We start from the raw sequence: 20432 nt of genomic DNA on the forward strand, positions 1-20432 counted from the left end.
ACCTGTTTACGCCGGGCAGACATCCTGCGTCGGCATCCTGAATCCTTATGGAAGTTCCATTGACCCCACGGGTCCTACTCTACAACTTCCAACTGAGAAGGGCCTCATAAATATGACTTTTTCAATGCAGTCATACGTTTAAAGCCCAAGCTGAAAAGTTTCCGTTTTTTTGATCTTCCGCCGGAAATAAAAGCCTGCATTCTCCTAAACCAAAAGCGGCTTCAGACCAAAGAACTTAATGCACTCCTCGGCCAGAACCTCCATGGCATCAATATAGAAAGAAGACAGACCATGGTATTCCCGATAAACCGATAATTCCGTACAGCCCAGAATTGCCCCGTCGCATCCTGCCTCCCTGACTGCTCTGTCAATAGCGGCAAAGGTATGCCGGTTCCCCTTTTCTCCCGCTTTGATCTCATCGTAGATCAGGGACATGACCTTCTTCTGTGTCTGCGAATCAGGCTCATAGGCCACGATTCCCGCCGCCTCCAGGGCCTTGCGGTAAACGCCCGTCACTATGGTTCCGTCTGTCGCCAGAATGGCCACCTTCTTCTTCCCCGCGTCTGCCAGCCTCAGGACGGTCCGGCGGGGCATATGAATGATGGGCACGGTCAGCTGATCCTGCAGACGATCTGCAAAGTAGTGAGACGTATTGCAGGGAATGGCAATGGCCGAGCAGCCACAGGTCTCTAATATCTTACAGTCCTTAAGCAGGCGTTCCTCTACCGGTCCCTCATCTCCCGACAAAATCGCCTCCGTCCGATCCGGCATCTGGGTGTCAGAATAAATCAGAGTCGGAATATGGTCCTGGTCGCGAGCGGCCGGGGTCCGGTCCAAAATCCACTGATAGAAGATCTGTGTGGCCTGAGGCCCCATACCTCCCAAAATCCCAAGTTTCCCTGTGAAAGCATCTGTCATTTCATCACCATTTTCAGGTCTTTCGACCTATGGAAAGTTATAGCCTTATGACACTGCTGTCATCCGTTTTCGTTTTCGTTTCCGACCGGTCCGGTCAGCAGATCTTTCAGGTGTTCCACCTGAAGTTTTCTGCACATAGCGCAGAAATCAGCCAGAGGCAGATCATGAATCTGCTGCTTCTGCCCCCGAACCGTAACAGATACCGTCCCATTCTCCACTTCCTTGTCACCGATGACTAAGGTATAAGGGTCACGCAGGGTTCTGAAACGCTTGATCTTCTCGTTCATGTTCTTGTCCGCATAGTCGGCCTCTACACGGATCCCCATGGAACGCAGTTCCTCCTGGATCTTCTCGGCATAGGCGTTGTGACTGGTTCGGATAGGAACGATACCGACCTGATAGGGGGATACCCAGAAGGGGAAGCTGCCCTTGAAGTTCTCAATCAGGATTCCGATAAAGCGCTCCATGGAGCCGAAGATCGCTCTGTGAATCAGAACCGGCTGCTTCTCGCTTCCATCCTGAGCGGCGTACTTGAGTCCGAAGTTGAGGGGCAGCTGGAAGTCCAGCTGGATGGTCCCCATCTGCCACTCTCTTCCCAGAGCGTCCTTCATCTGCAGATCAATCTTGGGTCCATAGAAGGCACCGTCCCCCTCATTGACGTCATAATTACCCTCCCCATACATGTTGTCCAGGATCTCTCTGAGCTCCGCCTCTGCCTTATCCCAGGTCGCGATATCTCCCATGAAGTCATCCGGTCTGGTGGACAGTTCAGCGCGGAAGCTAAGACCGAAGGTGGAATAGATCTCATCCGCGATGGACATGATATCGGCAATCTCACTGGCGATCTGATCCTCCGTCACCAGGATATGGGCATCATCCTGACGGAACATCTGCACCCGGAAGAGACCGTTGAGCTCTCCGGACTTCTCCTTGCGGTGAATGACATCCACCTGGGAAACCCTGAAGGGAAGATCACGGTAGGAGCGCAGACCGTTCTTATAGAACATGATGGCATTGGGGCAGTTCATGGGCTTGGCCGCGTAATAATCCGACTCATCCTCCTTCTCCCCCGGGATGATAAACATATTCTCCTTATAGTGCCCCCAGTGACCGGAGGTAGCCCAGAGCTTCTGATTGTTGATGACCGGGGCCGCGATCTCCAGGTAGTTATGGCGCTCGTGTACGCTTCTCCAGTAATCGAGCAGGGCATTGAAGAGCTTCCAGCCCCTGGGCAGCCAATAGGGCATTCCGGGAGCGGACTCATGGAACATGAAGAGTTCCAGTGCCGGTCCTAATTTCTTGTGGTCTCTCTCCTTGGCCTCGCGAAGCAGCCTCTGATGCTCCTTGAGCTCCTCCTTGGATGGGAATGCGTCCACATAGATTCTCTGCAGGGTATCATTCTTCTCGTCTCCCCTCCAGTAAGCGCCGGAGGTGGACCGGATGGCAAAGGCCGCGGACATGAGCTCTTTGGCATTATCCACATGAGGTCCTCTGCACAGATCCGTGAAGTCGTCGCCGGTCTTATAGACGGTGATCACGGCGTCTTCGGGCAGGTCTTTAATGATCTCTGTCTTATATTTCTGATCCCGAAAAATCTCCAGAGCCTGATCGCGGGTGACCTCTTCGCGGATAAAGTCCTCCTTGCGCTTTAAGATCTCTTTCATCTTGGCCTCAATTTTAGGAAAATCATCCTCGGTGATGGATGCGGGCAGCTTGAAATCATAGTAGAAGCCCGTGTCGATCTGAGGCCCGATGGCATACTGGGTCTCGGGGCCATAGAGCTCAATGACAGCCTTGGCCAGGATATGGGCCAGGGAATGACGATAGACCTGTAAGAATTCCTCTCTCTCCATTGCGTATCTCCTTTTGCTGATCGCATCGGATGCATCATCCTGTCACTTAGGATCCAGGATCATCCTGTACACTCCTCTGTAAGCATTTCCCTGTCTGTGACAACAGGATGCGCGCTTCGCGATCCTTCCATTGTCATCAAAAACACCCCAGGTGCGCCTTGCATGCGCGCCCAGGGTGCTTCTTGCACGGTTCCACCTAAGCTTTCACTCATTCTCCCGTAACGGGGGATACCGTCAGACCTTACACACCCGCTGTCACACATTCCCTGTCAAGAGATGACACAAGCTTGGGGTCTGAAGCTGTGGAGTGGTCTTGGCAGATTCCGAAACCCGGATGTCTTCCAGCCTTGGGCATCCTCTCTGACGAGTCCCTCTGGAATCTGTTACTGTCTCCGTCAACGCCTTTGTCAATAAGTTCCTACAGTTTAGCTTTTGCGCCTTTTCTTGTCAACCGGGAGTCCGTTCTCCTTATTGCGATAGGCCAGGGGAGTCATGGCAAAGAGACGCTTGAAGGTGCGGTTGAAATGCTCGACATTGGCATAGCCTGACTCATAGGCGATGCTCTCCACCGTGGCGACGCCGTTCTTGAGCAGGCCCTTCGCTCTCTTCATCCGCTCTGCCGTCACATGCTCACCGAAGGTCTTGCCGGATTTTTCCCTGATGTATTTGGAGACATAGGGCTCTGACAGGTGGAAGGTCTTTGACATGGTCTCCAGGGTGACATTCCGATAGTTCTTGCGAATAAAGTCGAGCATATCTGTAAGCCTTGCATCCGCACTCTTATCCTGCGCGGCGATCTTCGGCAGCTGGTTGACCGCGACACAGAGGGCATGGATTGAGGCAGTCAGAATATCCTCATTGATTCCCGCTCCCCAGAAATCCCTCTCGCTCGTAGAAATTCCCACGTAGGCAATTGCCTTGGAGGCAGACCCTCTTGACAGGGTATGCTCTTCGTAGGCAACCAGTTCATAGCTGACGCCGAAGAATTCCTTCACCGCGTTGGAGGCCGCGTCCAGGCGTCCGTTCCCGATGGCCTCCACTTTGCTCACATGGTCTCCTCTGCGAATCTCTACCTGGGCGACAACCGCCTCCCCCATACGCTTGAACTCCGCGTCCTCGACCGCGAAATAGGGCATGGGGTCCACAAACCTGGCCCGAAAGGCCTTATAGACCTCGTCCGGCGACAGTTCCTGATGGGTCTCGTCGGATACCTGCTTGATGGCATAGCCCACGGACTCCTTCATCTTGGCGGGAAGGGTCAAGGCAAAGTTGTGCTGGAGGATATAGCTCACGCCGCCCTTGCCGGACTGGGAGTTGATGCGAATGACATCCTTATCATAATTGCGGCCGACATCCTTGGGGTCAATGGGCAGATAGGGAACCGTCCATGGCTCGCCCTGCGTCTCTCTCTCTCTGGCTGCCATCCCCTTGGCGATCGCGTCCTGATGAGAACCGGAGAACGCGGAGAAGACAAGGTCTCCAGCATAGGGCTGGCGGGCAGGAACACGCATCTGTGTCAGGCGCTCATAGGTCCCCCGAACCTTCGGCATATCCGAAAAATCCAGTCCCGGATCGACGCCGTAGGAATAGAGATTCATCGCCAAGGTCACAAGATCCACATTGCCGGTCCTCTCTCCATTGCCGAAGAGTGTCCCCTCAACGCGCTCCACTCCCGCGAGGCAGCAGAGCTCCGCGTCGGCGACCGCGCAGCCCCGGTCATTGTGCGGGTGTAGGGACAGGATGACATTGTCCCTGTACTTCAGATTCTTGGAAATGTATTCGATCTGACTGGCAAAGACATGGGGCATCGCCGTCTCAACCGTCCCCGGAATATTAATGATGCACTTCCTGTCCGCGGAGGGCTTCCAGATATCCAGAACGGCGTTGCAGACCTCCAGTCCATACTCCACCTCTGTCCCGTGAAAGGACTCCGGAGAGTACTCAAAGGAGAAGTCCCCCTCTGTCTTTTCTGCCAGGTCCAAAAGCATCTTTGCCCCTTCTGTCGCCAGCTTCCGGATCTCCTCCTTATTCTTGCGGAAGACCACATTTCTCTGGGCGACGGAAGTGGAATTATAGAGGTGGATCACAGCGTGCGGCGCGCCCTTGACCGCCTCGAAGGTCTTCTTGATAATGTGCGGTCTGGCCTGGGTCAGCACCTGTACCGTCACATCCTCAGGAATCATATCGCGGTCAATCAGAGCCCGCATGAAATCATATTCCGTCTCGGAGGCGGCGGGAAATCCCACTTCGATTTCCTTGAATCCAACCTCGACCAGCATACGGAAGAATTCCAGCTTCTCCTCCAGTCCCATGGGCTCAATCAGGGCCTGGTTTCCGTCGCGCAGGTCGACAGAACACCAGATGGGCGGACGATCCAAATGATCCTTTCTGACCCAGTCTGACATAAAGACTGGGGGTAGAAAATATTGCCTCGTATATTTCTCCACATGCTTCATTACAGGACTCCCTCCCATTCTTTTCGTCCGCGAGCGGACAGGCACTGATCTTTCTTGTCTATAGTATCATATTGATTTTCTGGTTTTAATGTATAAATTTATCTTCTTTCTTTGATTATATTTAATATTCTCCCCCCTCTCACCTATCGTTTCGCTTTTACTTCACCTTTTGATTCTCCTTTTGCTTCTCCTTTTGCTTCTCCTTTTGCTTCTCCTTTTGCTTCGCTTAATAGAATATTTATTTTACCTATACATGTGCATACACATGCAAATTAATTTAAACTTCTATATATAGCTTCCGTAGGAATCCCCTTATAGCTTCCAGAAAAATACCTTTCCATAGAAAATCGGAGAGAGTTTTCTGCGGTTGATTTCTGCAGCTCCTGGCTGACGTTGTGGCGGGTTTTGCATCTATTTTCTTGCTAAGACCTCCCCTTGCAATGTAGAATAAGCGGTGTATGGGCCATAGCCCCCTAACGCGAAAAGGAGATATACATATGGACATCACCATTATCCTGCAGATGATCGGCGGTCTGGTTCTCTTCCTCTATGGGATCCAGTATCTGGGCGACTCGCTCAAGAAGGTATCTTCCGGACGCCTGGAGAAGATCCTGGAGACCCTCACTTCCAACAAGTGGAAGGCAGCCCTCCTGGGAATGCTGGTCACTGCTTTGATCCAGTCCTCCGGGGCAACCATCGTCATGTGCGTCGGCTTCGTCAACTCCGGCATCATGAGCCTGACCCAGTCTGTCGGCGTCATCCTGGGCGCCAATATCGGTACCACCATCACCGCCTGGCTCTTGTCCCTGTCCGGCATTACCTCGGACAATATCATTCTTCAGCTCTTTAAACCGGCTAACTTTTCTCCCATTCTCGGCTTCATCGGCCTGGTCATGTTCCTGGCCGCCAAGAGGGAGCGGACCAAGGACATCGGTTCCATCCTCCTCTCCTTCGCCATTCTCTTAATCGGAATGAGCTCTATGTCGGCAGCGGCAGCTCCTCTCTCCAACAACGAGGCCTTCACCAGTCTTCTGACCGCCTTCTCCAATCCCATCCTGGGGCTTTTGGCCGGACTGATCATGACCGCTATCCTCCAGTCGTCCTCTGCTTCCATCGGTATCCTGCAGGCCCTGTCCACAACAGGAACCGTCAGCATGGGCGCCGCCATTCCCATCATCATGGGAGAGAACATCGGTTCCGCCTTGACCGGAGTCATTTCCTCCATCGGAGCCTCCCGCAACGCCAAGCGCGCCGCCTGGATTCAGATGTTCTATTGTATCTTAAAGACCTTTACCTTCATGATCGCTTTTTACTCCTTAAACCTGCTCTTTCATTTCCCTGTCATGTATCAGGCAGCCAACCCTGTCATCATCGCCATCTTCCACTCCATCTTCAATATCGCGGCTGTCGTCATCATGCTTCCCATCTCCGACATTTTGGTCAAGATGGTTGAGACCGTCTTCCCCATCACTGAGGAGGAGACCCGGGCCAGAGAGAGTATGCACACCTTCGACGTCCTGGACGAGCGTTTCCTGGACTCTCCTGTCCTTGCCTTAGACCAGTCCAAGGTCGTTCTCATGGAGATGTTCCGGCATTCCAATGAGGCCATGAATGACGCTATGGACCTGATCTTCGAGTACGACGAGAAGAAGGCCAAAAATGTAATTCGCCTTGAAGCCCTGGTCGACCAGTATGAAGATCGGCTGGACTCCTATCTGACCCTTCTGTCCACCAGAACCCACACGGAACACGAGGCCAACCGCCTGACCATGCATGTCCACTCCACCAACGATCTGGAGCGCATTTCCGATCACGCGCTTAACGTCGCCAGCTCCATTACGAAAATGCGGGAGGAGGGGCAGTCCTTCTCAGACGCGGCCAAGGAAGAGCTCAAAGTCTTCACCGACGCTGTCCGCGAGATCCTGGATCTGACCATGCGAACCTTCGACGACAACAATCTGGAGCTGGCCCGCAGCGTCGATCCTCTGGAGGACACCATCGACTTCCTCAATATGGAGATCAAGGATCATCACGCCCGCCGTCTGCAGCACAACGAGTGCACGATTGAGATGGGCCTTGTTCTCTCCGATATCACAATCGATCTGGAGCGTGTCGCTGACCACTGCGCCAATATGGCTGTCTACATGATGGCTACCAACGACAACAACTTCGTCACCCACGATTTCGTCCAGAGAGCCCGCGAGGCCAAGGACAACAACTTCGAGATTCTGGTTGCCGGCTATATGGCCAAGTACAAGATTCCCCAGTCCAAGTTCAAGACCCATATGGACCGGGAGGATTAAGCTCTCAAGCGGCCTCTCACAGTCCCCATTTACAGGGCGGATGTAGGGCAAGGTCAGAGCAGTCCATGCTCTTAGCAGCGGCTTCTCACAATCTTCAGCAAGACGATAACAGGGCCCTCGCAGGACGATTTTGTCCTGCGGGGGCCCTGTTGCTGTTCTTCTCCTGTTCGCGGAGAAAATTTTTATACCTGCTATCTGTTTATGCCTGAAACCTATTGATACCCGGAATTTATTTATCCTTGAAATCCATTCATGCCTGGAATCTATTGATACCTAGAATTTATTTATCCTTGAAATCCATTCATGCTTGGAATCTATTGATACCTAGAATCCATTTATGTTTGAAATCTATTTATGCCTGTGAATCAACCTATGCTTCCTGGGATGATTCCCGGAAGCCTTCCTATTTCAGGAAATTGAGCAGGCCGGTGGACTGCAGGAAGAGGACCAGCATCATGACGGGGGTCACGAATTTCACCATGACGACATAGAGGCCCTTCCGGCTCATCCTGTGCCCTGAGGACTCCACTTCATCTGTCACATACTTTGGCCCGACCACCCAGCCGATCAGGATCGTAGACAAGAGGGCGATAAAGGGCATCAGGAAACTGTTGGAGATATAGTCCATGATATCCAAAAGCTGACCGGTAGAGCCATTGGGGAGTTTGATCTCCATATAGAAGACAGAGTAGCCGAGGACAATGATCACAGAGGCGATGCAGTAGATCACCGTCGCAATCAAAGTCGTCTTCCTGCGCTCGCTGTGGAAGATCTCCATGCAATTGGCCACTACGGTCTCCAGGACAGAGACGCAGGAGGTCAGCGCGGCAAAGGCCGCCATGACAAAGAAAATCAGGCCAAAGACCGGTCCCACGACCCCCATGGCCGCGAAAACCTTGGGAAGGGAGATAAACATAAGGGAGGGTCCTGCTCCCATCCCCTCCGTTCCCGAGAAGACGAAAATAGCCGGAATGATCATCATGCCTGCCAAAAAGGCGACCAGGGTATCAAAAATCTCAATCTGCGCGATGGACTTGGACAGGTTGACGTCTTTCTTCACATAGGAGCCATAGGTGATCATAATTCCCATGGATACAGACAGGGAGAAGAAAAGCTGGCTCATAGCGTCCAGCAGGATCTGCAGGAAACGCCCCAGGGTCAGGCCCTCCAGATTCGGCGTCAGATAGACAGCCAGCCCCTGCAGGCCGGTTCGGCTGACCCCGTCCGCGTCCCGGTGGTGCAGGAAAAGGGCAAAAATCGCGATGAAAATAATCATCAGAAGGAGAAGCGGCATAATAAAGCGGGAGGCCTTCTCGATCCCCCCTTCGACGCCCTTGTAGACAATGAACGCAGTGATCAGCATGAAGATCAGAGCATAGACGACAGGGGATATTTCCCCTGTGATGAAGCCGGTAAAATACTTGTCCCCGGCCGCCGCCTGGGTCTCCCCGATCAGATAGGTGACGATATAGCGGGAAATCCATCCCCCGATCACCGCGTAATAGGTCATAATCAGAACCGGGACGAAGAAAGTGAGAATTCCCAGAAAACCCCAGCCCTTCTTCATTTTGGCATAGGCATTGACAGAGGATACTCCCGTCTTTCGCCCGATGGAAATATCTGAAGTCAGAAGGGTGAAGCCGAAGGTAACAACCAAAATCAGATAGATCAGGATGAACAGACCGCCGCCGTCCTTAGCTGCCAGATAGGGAAATCTCCAGAGGTTACCGACACCGACCGCAGAGCCTGCCGCCGCCAGGACAAATCCCAGTTGTCCGGTAAATGTTCCGCCTTGATTTGTTTTATCGCTCATGATTCACTCCATATTTCTCTGTGATGATTTTTGCAAGGACATCGACACATGTTTCGATTCCAATGGCTCCGACATCCAGACTGATCTCATAGTGGCGGCTGTCTCCCATCACATGTCCCGTGTACTGCTTACAGTAGTTCTCCCTTAGCTGATCCCTGTGAGCAATATACTTGAGCACATCTCCGGTATAGCCGCCAAGCTCTTTCGCATGGGCCTTGCGGCTCTTTAAATCCGCGTGAAGAAAGACGCGAAAGACATCGATTCCCGCCTGTTTCAAGGTGTAGTCCGAGCACCTGCCGATAATAATACAGGGGTGTTCCCGGGCCAGTTCCAGAATCAGTTTTCGCTGGGCCCGGTTGATTTCATCGTGAGATGAGGTGTAGGCAGCAGAGTTATTGAGTACCGTGTTCAGAAACATGGAACCCCTGGAGATCTCCTCCCCCTCTCTGGCGACCTCATCCTCCCCGTAACCGGATTCCAGAGCTGCCCGTTTCTGAAAGTCCTTGTCATAGAAGGGAATTCCCAGGCGCTCTGACAGTTTCCTCGCAATGGTAGATCCGTAGGCAGCATACTGCCTGGAAATGGTTATCACCGGCAATTGTCTCTCCATAACTCACTCTCCTTAAAATAGATTTCCCTGATCTTCCATGGTCTCCAGCATAGAAGATAAGCGGTCCCTGTCGAAGTAGTCCATGGCAAAGGGCTTCAGTGCCAGGGCCATCAGCTTCATGGGATTGTCATCCGCGGCAATACGGTTCGACGACATGGCCCCGCAGTGTGTGCAGCGATGAATAATGGCCCATTCTCCATCGGATCTGGCCCAGATCCCGATGGGTTCCATCAGAGCTCCGCAGCCTGCTGCCCGGTCGCCCGGACGGTTGTCTACATGCTTGGAGTGCAGGCAGTTGGGACAGTGATTGCGATGATTGGATCCGGCCCCGTTTGAGACGATCAGCCAGCCGCAGTTTTTGCACTTGAAGGAGTCTACCGCCGGATGCTTCATATAGTAGTTCTTATCATATTTGCGGCGTTTATTCTCTCTGTTCACGATTCCAGCCCTCCATAGACCCCTGTCCTCCCATCAGATCCAGGAGCTCCTGCATGCGTTCTACCGGAAATGCCGGAGCTCCCAGCGGGCCTGCCGCCAGACTCATCAGCTTGATTGGATTATCGTGCCTTGTAATGGGGCTTGTCCGCAGCTCACCGCAGATGACGCAGCGCTGAATGATCCGTCCCTGACTCCTGCTTTTGGCCCAGATGGAAATCGGCTCCAATTCACCCCCGCAGGCATTTTCCTCCCGATCATAGTCGTGAAGCCCGGACAGGCAGTTGGGGCAGTGCTCCCAGGCGATATTCTCCATCCCCGCATCCGGAACCCAGCCGCAGTAGGGGCACTCGAACTCTTCCTCTCTCTTCATCTTCCTTCCCATCTCCCTGCATGTATCCCGCGATCCCCGGGATCACTTTTCTTTCTGCTTCCCGTCCAGTAAGGACTTCTCTTTCAATCAAAATCCCGTCCGCCCTCTGTCTTCCTGCCACAGAGAGTGATTCCCGCGGAAGTCCCTGTCTGCGACTTGATTTGGCAGGAGCTAATCTGTCGCAGGCAAAATCCTCCGCAGAAAACGGCGATTTGCGCCCCGGCTCTCGAAGACTCTAATCTCACAGTTCTTCATCCTCGGCCGCCAGACCACCCCCCGCGGGGCATTCTCCATATAGCCGATCAAAGTCCGCGTAATTCCCCCGTGACAGGTCACCAGGACATTATCATAGCCACAGGCCTCTCCCGCTTGCTCAAGATCCCTGAGGAAGGAGGCCGACCTTCTGCGCATGGATTGCAGGGGCTCCACCGTGGGCGGGCAGGGCAGATAGTCCGCGCAGGACCAGTAGAGACCCATCCATGGCCCCAAAGCCCAATAGGGCCGTCTCTCATACCTTCCGAAATCAGTCTCTGTTATACGGGAATCAATGGTGATTTCCTCTCTAGGTCTGCCGGACAAAATGCAGGCCGTCTCAATGGCTCGATCCAGGGGCGACGCGTAGACTGCGTCAAAGACCGGCGCCTCTCCCAAGGATTCTTCCACGGCCCGTCTGGCCGCCCTTGCCTGCCTGCGGCCGGTCTCATTCAGCGGCTCATCCGTCCTCCCCTGCATAAGATGGTCCCGGTTCAGATTTGTCTGTCCATGTCGACTGATCCAGATTTTCATTTTTTCTCCCTGATAGCCATAGATTGGTATATTATACTCTCTCTCCTCTCGTCTGCGCAAATTCTCTCCTTTAAAATAACCTGCAGAAAGAAAACCTTACGTATTTCGACTGGCGGCATACGACAGATTTCCGGGTTCCACCTTCCTGACTGCTTTGAATGACCACTTAAAAAACAGCAAACCAATTTGATTTGCTGTTTCTCATATAAATCAATTGATACTCAAGACAGAGAGACCAATTCCTTCCTCCGGTTTCCTTGATCAGCTGAGTATAGAGCAATAAAATTTGCTCTTTACTCAATTTCTTCATTTCGCCAGTACCTCGTATGCTTCCTTGTTTTGAGCCATTAGCCTCTTAGAAATACTCAGCACATCCTCATCCGATGCAACTGCATCTTTATCTGCCTTACTGAAGTCAATCACAAGATATCTCGGCACATTATTTTTTAAAATAACAGCAGAGCCACGCTCATCTACCAGTCTTGCCACCTTGGAGAAATTCAACCTAACCATGTTCTACTATTTATCGACTATAATCATGTCCTGCTGTCTATTGGCTGAAACGAAAAAATATAGCTCTGTTATTTTATGACACCCGCGCATTATCTCATGGCGTGGCGTTTTTTTAGTTCGGCGTTATTCTCCAGGACTTTTTTCTTACTCAGGGGATAGATAAAGAAGAGCAGAAGCGCCATCACAAGAAAACCGATGGCCGGAACCAGAGTTCCCAGATTATAGATTCCCTGGGTGACAGACGGATCAAACGCGGTTTCCTTACTGTAGCCAACCAAAGAGATCAGCCAGCCGGTCAGCCCGGTGGCAAGACCCTGCCCCAGCTTACGGGCGAAGGAATAGACGGAATACACCGTTCCGTCATTCCGGCTGCCGGTCCGAATCTCCACATCATCAATGACGTCAATAATCATTGCCCAGCATACCAGATTAAAGAGGGCAAGCCCGACATAGGTGACAGCTGCCAGTATCATAAAGACAAGAGGGCTCTTTACCTGAAGGGCATATGTGACAAAGAGCATGACGGCGGAGAAAGCGGCTCCGACCACGGCGATTTCCTTCTTTCCGGTGATTGATGTGACTTTGGAAATGACGGTCGCCAGCAGCAGTACGACAATGTTATTGACGAAACCTCCGATCGACATAAAGGTCTTATCATTAAAATAGTTCGGATAGACATAGCTCCACATACCGGACCAGGTCAACTGTGTCAGAAGGAGAACCAGAGCAGAGCTCATAATCCCCACAAAGGCACGGTTGGTAAAGAGCATACCGAAGATCTGGAGAATATTCTTCTGCTCCTCCTTCTTCGTCTCAATTTTAACGCGCTCGGTAGACAGGGCATAACAGACGATATAGACTAAAACCGCCAAGACACAGCAGACGCCGGCGGCAGCCATCATGTGACCTCCGCTGAGCACCTGGTGTCCCTTGGCGTCGGTCTGGTAGACGATCAGAGGAAGGACAGCCACTATGACAATCTGGGCAACCGTCGCGCCGATATTTCTCCAGGTGGACAGCTGCTGGCGCTGGTTGGGATCCTCCGTCATCGCGGAGGCCATAGATCCATAGGGGATATTCACCCCGGTGTAGCAGACGGAGCCCCAGAGGATATAGGTGACTGCCATCCAGGCAACCTTGACTCCCATGGAAGCCCCCGCCATATAGGGGGCAAAGATCAGAAAACAGGCAACTGCGACCGGCCCCATGAACCTGCGGATCCAGGGAGTGAATTTGCCCTTGGCGGTATAAGAGCTTCGGTCAACGATCTGTCCCATGGCCACATCAGTAAATGCATCCACAAACTTCCCCAGCATCATCAGGATCCCCACCAGGACAGCGGGCACGCTCATGATATCGGTGTAGAACTTCAGCATAAAGAGAGCGACAATCACAAAGGTCAGATCGTTGGCGAAATCGCCGGCCGCGTAACCGATCTTATCCGCAATGCCAAAGGGCTTTTTCGCCCGCTCCTCAAATTCGTTCATCACCACTTCCTTACTTCGATCTCTCATTTCATCCTCCTTATCCTGGAATTGTAATATAGATTTGTTCTATCCCTGCATCAGGGAACCATTCTACACTCTTGCCCTATCCCTGCATCAGGGGATCACTCTACACGCCTGTTCTATCCCACATAACGGAACCACTCTGCACACCCCTTCTGACCCACATCATAGAACCACTGCACCTGCTTATCCTACCCTCACCGATCAATCCTCCAGCAGCCAATCCAGGATATGTCTGATATATTCGTCCCAGAAATCCCAGTCATGGGCACCGGATCCTTCCTCGTAGGTCAGGGCAATGCCCTGACTTCTGACCCAGTCTCTCATTGCCAGGTTATCCTCATACAGAATGTCCTTCTTTCCCACAGCCTGGTAGAGCCGGGGCAGGCATCCCCTCTGATGGTTCTCCGCAATCAGCGTCTTCAAGTCATACCGGCTGCCTTCTATCCGGTAGCTACCATCCTGATCCCTCACATCGGCAAAGGCGCTCTCAAAGGGGAAGACCCCCTCAAGCGGATTGCTGATTACCGAGGCGATATTCAGGGCGCCGGACATGGATGCTGCTTTTGAGAACAAATCCGGCCTTCTGTTTGCCAGATACCAGGCCCCATAGCCTCCCATGGAAAAACCGGCAATATAGGTCCTGGCCGGGTCCCTGGATACAGGAAAAACATTTTGGATGAAGGTCGGCAGCTCCTCGGCAAAGAAGTCGTAGTACCTCCTGCCGCCCTTCAGGTTCTGATAAAAAGAATTCTCCGCGGACGCCATAACCACCACGATCCCCCTGTCCTGGGCATAGCGGTCAATATTCGAGTACCTGATCCAGGAGAAGGCGTCCCCGAAAGCGCCATGCAAAAGATATAAGACAGGCAGCCCCCGACGGTAATCATACTTGGGACTTGCGTTGATGTCCGTGATCGCCTCGGAAGATCCCGGCGTCGGGACAAAGACATTCAAGCTGATATTAGATCCCATTGCGAAACTGGAATAGTGAACTTCCATCAGTGCCATAATAGACTTCCTTTCCTCTCACATCCCGAGCAGATCAATATCCTCAAAGCTGACAAGCAATTCATAATCCCTCCCGGGATTCGGGTACTTGATCTGCACTGACCTCTTGGACTGGCTGTAGTACCAGCCGCAATCCGCCTCTTCAAATCTTGCCCGATGCAGGAAATGGGGAATTTGCTCTCCCGCAACGGTCACCCAGAAGGGCGCCTTTTCTCTGTGAACCATATCGACATAGATATCCTCGACGGGAGACCGGTAGGTCCCGGTGGATGCGAATTTCACAGAAGTTCTCTCCCCCTCTTCCATCTCAATCACAGTTCTCCTATAGTCCCCCTGCTGATACTGCATGGTATTGCCGTCATCCTCATAGAGGACGAAGGAGGATCTTCCCGAGGGAACCAGAAGCAGCCGCAGCCCTGTCACCTTCTCTGTCGTCAAATTATTGAGCGTATTAGAGGCCATGGGAAGGATGGCCCCGTCCGCCAGAAAGAGGGGAACGCTCTCCATATCGACCGGGAAGCAATAGGTCTCCCCGCCCGCATATGCCTCTCTGGTGTAGAAATCATAGAAGGTGTGTCCCGCGGGGAAGTAGACCTCCTTGCTTGTCGCCCCTTTATCGACGACGTTGGCGACCAGAAGTGAGTCTCCCTCCATGAAGTTGATCCCCTCCCCATAGGTATTAACATCATCCTGATAGACCATAAAAAGGGGCTGCATCATAGGAAGTCCAGTCTCATTTGCCCTGCGCATCAGGGAGTAGAGATAGGGGCTCAGCTGATAGCGGAAGTGAATCGCCGCTGAGATCAGGTCCTTGGAGCCGGAGTACATCCAGGGCTCTGTGACCGTATTATCGGTGTTGGTGGAATGGATGGAGAAACGAGGCTGGAAGATTCCGTTCTGCACCCAGCGGACAAACAGCTCCTCCTCCGGAGCCGGGCCATAGAAGCCTCCAATGTCGCAGCCCATATTGGAGACGCCGCTCAGCCCCATGCCCAGAATGGTCGCAATATTGTATTTCAGGGAGGTCCAGGAGGTGAAGTTGTCGCCCGCCCAGGTCTGGGCGTAACGCTGTAATCCCGCATGCCCTGACCGGGTCACCACAAAGGCCCTCTGATCGGGTTTGACCTCATGGATGGCCTCCTGGGCCAGCTGGCACATCATGTTGGCCATGACGGCCTTGGTCTGCCCGATCGTAGATCCCTTCTCCTCAAAGGATACCCGGGCATCTTTGTCCGTCAAACCGTCGTATTCGCAGTTATCATTCCAGATGGAGTAATCGCCATAGTCGACCAGAGACTTCCTGACATAGTTTTTCCATTCGGTGCGAGCCTTTGGATCCGTGAAATCCACATAGTTTCCCAGGCCGCCCCACCAGATGCCGACAGCGGGCTTATCCTCTTTGGAGTCCCTGACAAACATCCCCCTGGCGACGAACTCGTCGTGCAGGGGATGGCAGAGGAGCATGCCCGGCTTGATATTGGGGGATACCGATACCCCGCGCTTTGTCATCTCGGCGAAGAACCCGGCCGGATCCTTGAAGCGATCATGGTTCCAGGTAAAGGTGCATCTCTTGAGTCCCTGGGAGGTCTCCACATTGCAGTAACCGGAGGAGAGCTGAAAACCGTCAATGGGGATATTCTCTTCCCTTGTCGTATCAATAAAATCAATAACGGCATCGTCCGCGTCCTTTGGGAGCTCTGGATAGTACATGGAAGACCCCAGATAGCCCAGGGCTCCCACAGGGAGCATGACGGACTTGCCGGTCAGGTCTGTGTATCTTTCTATGACATCGGAAATCTTGGGACCATTGATAAAGAAGAGATCGATATCTCCCCCGTCCGTCCTGTATATGGAGTGGTGCCTGACATAGTTCGTATGGCTTCTTCCCATATCGAAGTCAGACTCAAAGGTGTTGTGATAGAAATAGCCGACCGCCTGTCTGGTTCGGTCATTCAGACGCACATAGAAGGGAATATGCTTATAGAGACGGTCTGTCTTCTCTGCGTTATAACCCATTGAATCGCCCGGGATCAGCTGCATATATTCTTCCCGCTTGTCGATCTTGCCGGTTCTCTCGCCGAACCCATAATAGTGATCCTGGTCTGTCAGGGCGGAATAGTGGATGCGGCGATGGTTCGAATCCTCCTGCAGGCCCATGTATGGAATATCCTCGTGCACCAGCTGTCCGTCCTCATTAAAGATTTTCAGCATATAGGGTTCCCTAAAGACCACGAGGGTCATCTTTGCTCCACAGATCAGCTCAACCCCGTCGACATCTGCATGGGGATAGCCAAGGGCATGGTCCAGCCCGGCCAGACGCGCAATCTTCTCATCGGCGGTAAGCAGTCTTCCTTCCTTTGGCTCAATCCTGCGTCGATAGCCCATGAGGACATCGTCCATCCGATCCTCCCAGGCCGTCATGGCCAGGGTATAGGATTCCTCGGCGAAATCGCCGTCAAAGTCGGCGCGGATTCGCAGGATGTCATCTGTCATGAACATCAGGCGGATTTCAACCGCGTCCGTCATAATAGAGAAGCCTGATCCTCTTTTCTCAATCGAAGTCACTTTATTCGCAACACGCATCCGATATCCTCCCTGGATTCTAAGACAGCCGATATCCGCCATATTCGCCATAATTTGCAGGGATCCCTCAAAGAGGACTCGTTCATCCCCTGCTCGCGTTGATACAGTCGGCCTGTCAGATCAGCGCTATCGTATTTATTTTAGCCCGAGAAAAAAGACAAAACTATACTATTTTTGTCCTGATGTCTCACTCATTTTACATATCCTGTGGTATCCTGATAGTGGTTCCCGTCTTGTCATTTTAAGGGCAGGTATTCTTATGATTGATCACGCAGGTCTTTGCATCGAGCAGGGCGCCGATATCGCCGCCGAGCGTGTCCGCTCCTCAGAGAATATGATGAAATCCCATTATCACACCTACTACGAGCTCTATTATCTGGAGGAGGGCTGCCGCCTGCACGCTGTTTCCGATCAGATCTACCGGACTGAGGCGGGCGAAATGATCCTCTTTCCCCCTTATTCCATGCATCACTCTTACGCTCCCTCCGAAGATCAGGCCTTCCAGCGTATCGTCGTCTATTTCACGGAAAAGGCGATCGGCGACCTTACCCTGATTGAGAAAATGCGGCATGCGGGCGGGCTCTACCACCCCGACCGGAGAATGAGCCATCAGATTCATGGGCTTCTGGGAATGATGCTCATGGAGCAGTCAGAGACAGATGATCTGCATGATATTACTATGGAGACCATTCTCCGCGCGATTCTCCTTCTCCTCTTGAAGGATGTCCGCACCTTAAATCCCACGGTAAACAAATCCCGCGTCATTAAGGTCATCGAGTACATCTCCGACCATTACATGGAAGACCTTCGTCTGGACGAACTGGCCGGCCGCTTCTACGTCAGTCAGTATTATCTCTGCCGTGAATTCAAGAAATACACCAGCCGGACCATCAACCAATATATCAATACGACCCGTATCCTCAATGCGCAGAGAGAAATCATGGAGACCAACCACCCCTTCTCCCAGGTGGCCGCCAACTGCGGCTTTGCCTCCTCCACCCACTTCAGCAGGGTCTTTCGCTCAGTAACCGGTATGACGCCGACTGCCTTCCGCAAAAGCTGCTCCCAAAGACAAGTGACAGAAAGGAAGTTCTCATGAATTACAGTCCCGTTTCCCCGCAGATGACCATTGGAGACCTGGTGAATACCCTTTGAAAACGTGAAATGTAAAACGTCAACTCTATACGATCATAAGTTTCATTCCAAAGAATTATTTGATAAAGTATTTTTGTAAAGAACTTCCAAACACCTCATTGTTTAAAATCAATTGGAGATATTTTAGGTGCCTCCGCCAGTGATTGCTGTCTGGCAAAAACTGAGGATGTGGGTATGAAAGAACAGATTGCCAAAATATTTTTGGAGTCATTGATTTATTCAAAACGTATGCTTGCGAGTGCTATAAGCGTGATCCTTTTCATTATTGGCATCGCATTCATAATTTCACCGCTATTTATGATAAGTCAAGGTTACATCTGGACATCAGGTCTCGTTATCATAACAGTGGCAATTCTTTCTATCTTCATGCGAAATACGAAAAAAGGGGGCTTCCATGAAAACGTCAAATAGAGTGTATTATCTATCTGCTCTTGTGCTACAGGGTGTAGCATTAGTTTTAGAGATACTGCCGGTTGGTGCAGTCATGGTTTTTGCGACGAGTCCAACGGAACGAAGTATTAAAGTGTATTCCTATTTCAATATTCTTCATGTTGGATATGCGAATTTCTCTCCATTGTTGACAGGGATCCTGACAATTTTGAGTATCTTGCTCGGTGTAGGCGCCTTGTTCAAGTTTAAGAAAGCTGACGAACTCAAAAAAGCCATATTTATTTGCAGCATCATCTCGCTGCTGTTTTCGATTGCTCCGCTATTCCTATTTGGAACGATTGGGATGACAGCTGCAAGTTATGCGGTTTTTGGCGCAATTTTCTTGTCGATCTGCCTGCAAGCGGTAGCTAATCGACAGGCATAGTTTTCTGTCTTAGATGAAGGACACCTATGGTACTTATAATTTCCGCAAAAGCTGCTCCCAAGGACAAGTGACAGAAAGGAAGTTCTCATGAATTACAGTCCCGTTTCCCCGCAGATGACCATCGGAGACCTGGTGAAAAATCCGGCCTATGGCCTCTTGTCCCGCTATATCTTTACGTATATGACTCCCGATCGCTATTATGCCAGCTTGGACAGCCTGGGATTTAAGACTGCCGGATTTGTTCCCGGACTGCACCGCTTAGAGGAACTGGCTGCTTCCGACAGGCAGGGAGGTTCCTCCTACATCCACCGAATTTATTCTGCTGAGGATTGTCTTGCCAACTATGACAAGGCCGCTGTCGCGCTGCTTCACTTTCCCGCGAAAATCCGGGAAACGGCATCTTTTTCGTCTGACATCCAAACACCTGCTTCCGCCCCCTGCACTCCCTACGTCCTTGTCATCCCCGGCGGCGCTTTTAACCGCCAATGGGGGTTTATTGAGGGCCAGGCCATCGCCGCCGCCTTAAATGAAATGGGATATACGGCCTTTGTCCTGTACTACCGCACCAAGCAGGAGCCGCTTATGCCAAAACCGATTGAGGATATGCACCGGGCCGTCGCTTATATTGAAGAGCACGCGGCATCCTTTCAAATTCAAAAGGGTCACTATATGATCGGTGGTTTCTCCGCCGGTGCCTGCCTGGCTCAGGAGATCGCCAGTGATAATTTTGGATATGCCTCGCGTCCCGCTGTCATCAAGGCCGGAAGCGCCGGACAGATTTCCTGGAAGCCTGAGGCGATTCCTGCTCCGGAAGCGATTTTTCTTGCCTATACTGCCTGCAGTAATATGGACAGCTACTACCGGCTTCAGAAGCTTCCCGCCGATTCTCCCCAGCGCGCAGGCATGTCCCCTTTCCTTCGCCGCATCGGCGGTCCGGCTTTCGACGAACAATCCCTGGAGCCTTTCGAAATCCTCCGGCATATTGACAGTTCTTACCCCAAAACCTATCTGCTTGCCAACGAGGACGATGACGTTGTTCCTGTTGTAAACACCAGGAATTTTGACGCAAAGCTGAATGAACTGGGCGTTGCGCACATTTGCCGGATCGGAAGGACAGGCGGACACTCCTTTGGCCTTGGAATCGGCCTGGAGCTTGAGGGTTGGCTGGAAGAAGCCGTCCAGTTCTGGCAGAACACCAACTTAGCTCCGGCTGCTCATTGAGCAGATCCATCGAATGTCCGGTTTTGGTTTTGTTATTGGTTTTCCCTAATTCAAGGCAAATGTGAACTTTATATTTCCGC

Annotated in this window: 17 protein-coding genes; 5 read left to right on the top strand and 12 right to left on the bottom strand. The window is 52.0% G+C overall.

The genetic code is table 11. From position 1 onward, the window contains the following. Nucleotides 1–204 precede the first annotated feature (204 nt). The 3 genes from cuyB to GCWU000342_RS03320 all read right to left on the bottom strand — a co-directional run bounded on the left by cuyB (nucleotide 205) and on the right by GCWU000342_RS03320 (nucleotide 5227). Nucleotides 205–918, bottom strand: coding sequence for a cysteate racemase (cuyB, locus tag GCWU000342_RS03310; protein ID WP_006905839.1), 714 nt, complete (start codon nucleotides 916–918; stop codon nucleotides 205–207). A 59-nt stretch (nucleotides 919–977) separates the two neighbouring features. Next, on the bottom strand, nucleotides 978–2771 hold the full coding sequence (gene thrS / locus GCWU000342_RS03315) for a threonine--tRNA ligase (RefSeq protein WP_006905840.1): 1794 nt from the start codon (nucleotides 2769–2771) through the stop codon (nucleotides 978–980). A gap of 425 nt (nucleotides 2772–3196) precedes the next feature. Further along, entirely contained in the window at nucleotides 3197–5227 is a 2031-nt protein-coding gene (locus GCWU000342_RS03320; RefSeq protein ID WP_006905842.1) for a 2-isopropylmalate synthase, read from the bottom strand. A 497-nt stretch (nucleotides 5228–5724) separates the two neighbouring features. Here GCWU000342_RS03320 and GCWU000342_RS03325 point away from each other — a divergent pair, with 497 nt between their 5' ends. Beyond that, nucleotides 5725–7530 (top strand): Na/Pi cotransporter family protein, encoded by a 1806-nt coding sequence (locus GCWU000342_RS03325; protein ID WP_006905844.1) that lies wholly within the window; start codon nucleotides 5725–5727, stop codon nucleotides 7528–7530. A gap of 403 nt (nucleotides 7531–7933) precedes the next feature. Here GCWU000342_RS03325 and GCWU000342_RS03330 read toward each other — a convergent pair whose 3' ends face one another. From GCWU000342_RS03330 to GCWU000342_RS03370, 9 genes are all read right to left on the bottom strand, one after another. Further along, nucleotides 7934–9343 carry a sodium-dependent transporter gene (locus tag GCWU000342_RS03330; protein WP_006905846.1) on the bottom strand — a complete coding sequence of 470 codons (1410 nt, stop codon included), beginning with the start codon at nucleotides 9341–9343 and terminating at the stop codon, nucleotides 7934–7936. Further along, entirely contained in the window at nucleotides 9333–9953 is a 621-nt protein-coding gene (locus GCWU000342_RS03335; protein WP_006905847.1) for a cytidylate kinase-like family protein, read from the bottom strand. Before GCWU000342_RS03335 ends, GCWU000342_RS03330 begins: the two co-directional genes overlap by 11 nt. A 12-nt stretch (nucleotides 9954–9965) precedes the next feature. Next, on the bottom strand, nucleotides 9966–10391 hold the full coding sequence (locus tag GCWU000342_RS03340) for an RNHCP domain-containing protein (protein WP_045000234.1): 426 nt from the start codon (nucleotides 10389–10391) through the stop codon (nucleotides 9966–9968). Beyond that, a complete protein-coding gene (locus GCWU000342_RS03345) occupies nucleotides 10375–10761 on the bottom strand; it encodes an RNHCP domain-containing protein (RefSeq protein WP_049921507.1) in 387 nt (128 codons plus the stop codon). The genes GCWU000342_RS03340 and GCWU000342_RS03345 overlap by 17 nt, the downstream gene beginning before the upstream one ends. A gap of 171 nt (nucleotides 10762–10932) precedes the next feature. After that, entirely contained in the window at nucleotides 10933–11607 is a 675-nt protein-coding gene (locus tag GCWU000342_RS03350) for a histidine phosphatase family protein (RefSeq protein ID WP_242649969.1), read from the bottom strand. A 246-nt stretch (nucleotides 11608–11853) separates the two neighbouring features. After that, a complete protein-coding gene (locus GCWU000342_RS03355) occupies nucleotides 11854–12060 on the bottom strand; it encodes a hypothetical protein (protein ID WP_006905853.1) in 207 nt (68 codons plus the stop codon). 89 nt (nucleotides 12061–12149) lie between these two features. Beyond that, nucleotides 12150–13574 carry an MFS transporter gene (locus GCWU000342_RS03360; RefSeq protein ID WP_006905854.1) on the bottom strand — a complete coding sequence of 475 codons (1425 nt, stop codon included), beginning with the start codon at nucleotides 13572–13574 and terminating at the stop codon, nucleotides 12150–12152. A 198-nt stretch (nucleotides 13575–13772) separates the two neighbouring features. Continuing rightward, nucleotides 13773–14579 (bottom strand): alpha/beta hydrolase, encoded by an 807-nt coding sequence (locus tag GCWU000342_RS03365; RefSeq protein WP_006905855.1) that lies wholly within the window; start codon nucleotides 14577–14579, stop codon nucleotides 13773–13775. An 18-nt stretch (nucleotides 14580–14597) separates the two neighbouring features. Continuing rightward, nucleotides 14598–17162 carry a glycoside hydrolase family 31 protein gene (locus GCWU000342_RS03370; RefSeq protein WP_045000621.1) on the bottom strand — a complete coding sequence of 855 codons (2565 nt, stop codon included), beginning with the start codon at nucleotides 17160–17162 and terminating at the stop codon, nucleotides 14598–14600. Nucleotides 17163–17421: 259 nt separating this feature from the next. On the opposite strand from GCWU000342_RS03370, the gene GCWU000342_RS03375 reads away from it, so the two are divergent. From GCWU000342_RS03375 to GCWU000342_RS03390, 4 genes are all read left to right on the top strand, one after another. Beyond that, nucleotides 17422–18261 (top strand): helix-turn-helix transcriptional regulator, encoded by an 840-nt coding sequence (locus GCWU000342_RS03375; protein WP_006905857.1) that lies wholly within the window; start codon nucleotides 17422–17424, stop codon nucleotides 18259–18261. A 230-nt stretch (nucleotides 18262–18491) separates the two neighbouring features. Next, nucleotides 18492–18728 (top strand): hypothetical protein, encoded by a 237-nt coding sequence (locus GCWU000342_RS03380; RefSeq protein WP_006905858.1) that lies wholly within the window; start codon nucleotides 18492–18494, stop codon nucleotides 18726–18728. Further along, nucleotides 18712–19131 (top strand): hypothetical protein, encoded by a 420-nt coding sequence (locus tag GCWU000342_RS03385; protein ID WP_006905859.1) that lies wholly within the window; start codon nucleotides 18712–18714, stop codon nucleotides 19129–19131. The genes GCWU000342_RS03380 and GCWU000342_RS03385 overlap by 17 nt, the downstream gene beginning before the upstream one ends. An 87-nt stretch (nucleotides 19132–19218) precedes the next feature. Beyond that, complete coding sequence (locus GCWU000342_RS03390; protein ID WP_049921510.1) at nucleotides 19219–20352, top strand: alpha/beta hydrolase; 1134 nt, start codon at nucleotides 19219–19221, stop codon at nucleotides 20350–20352. Nucleotides 20353–20432: the final 80 nt, after the last annotated feature.

The sequence above is a fragment of the Shuttleworthella satelles DSM 14600 genome (assembly GCF_000160115.1).
GTDB lineage: Bacteria > Bacillota > Clostridia > Lachnospirales > Lachnospiraceae > Shuttleworthia > Shuttleworthia satelles.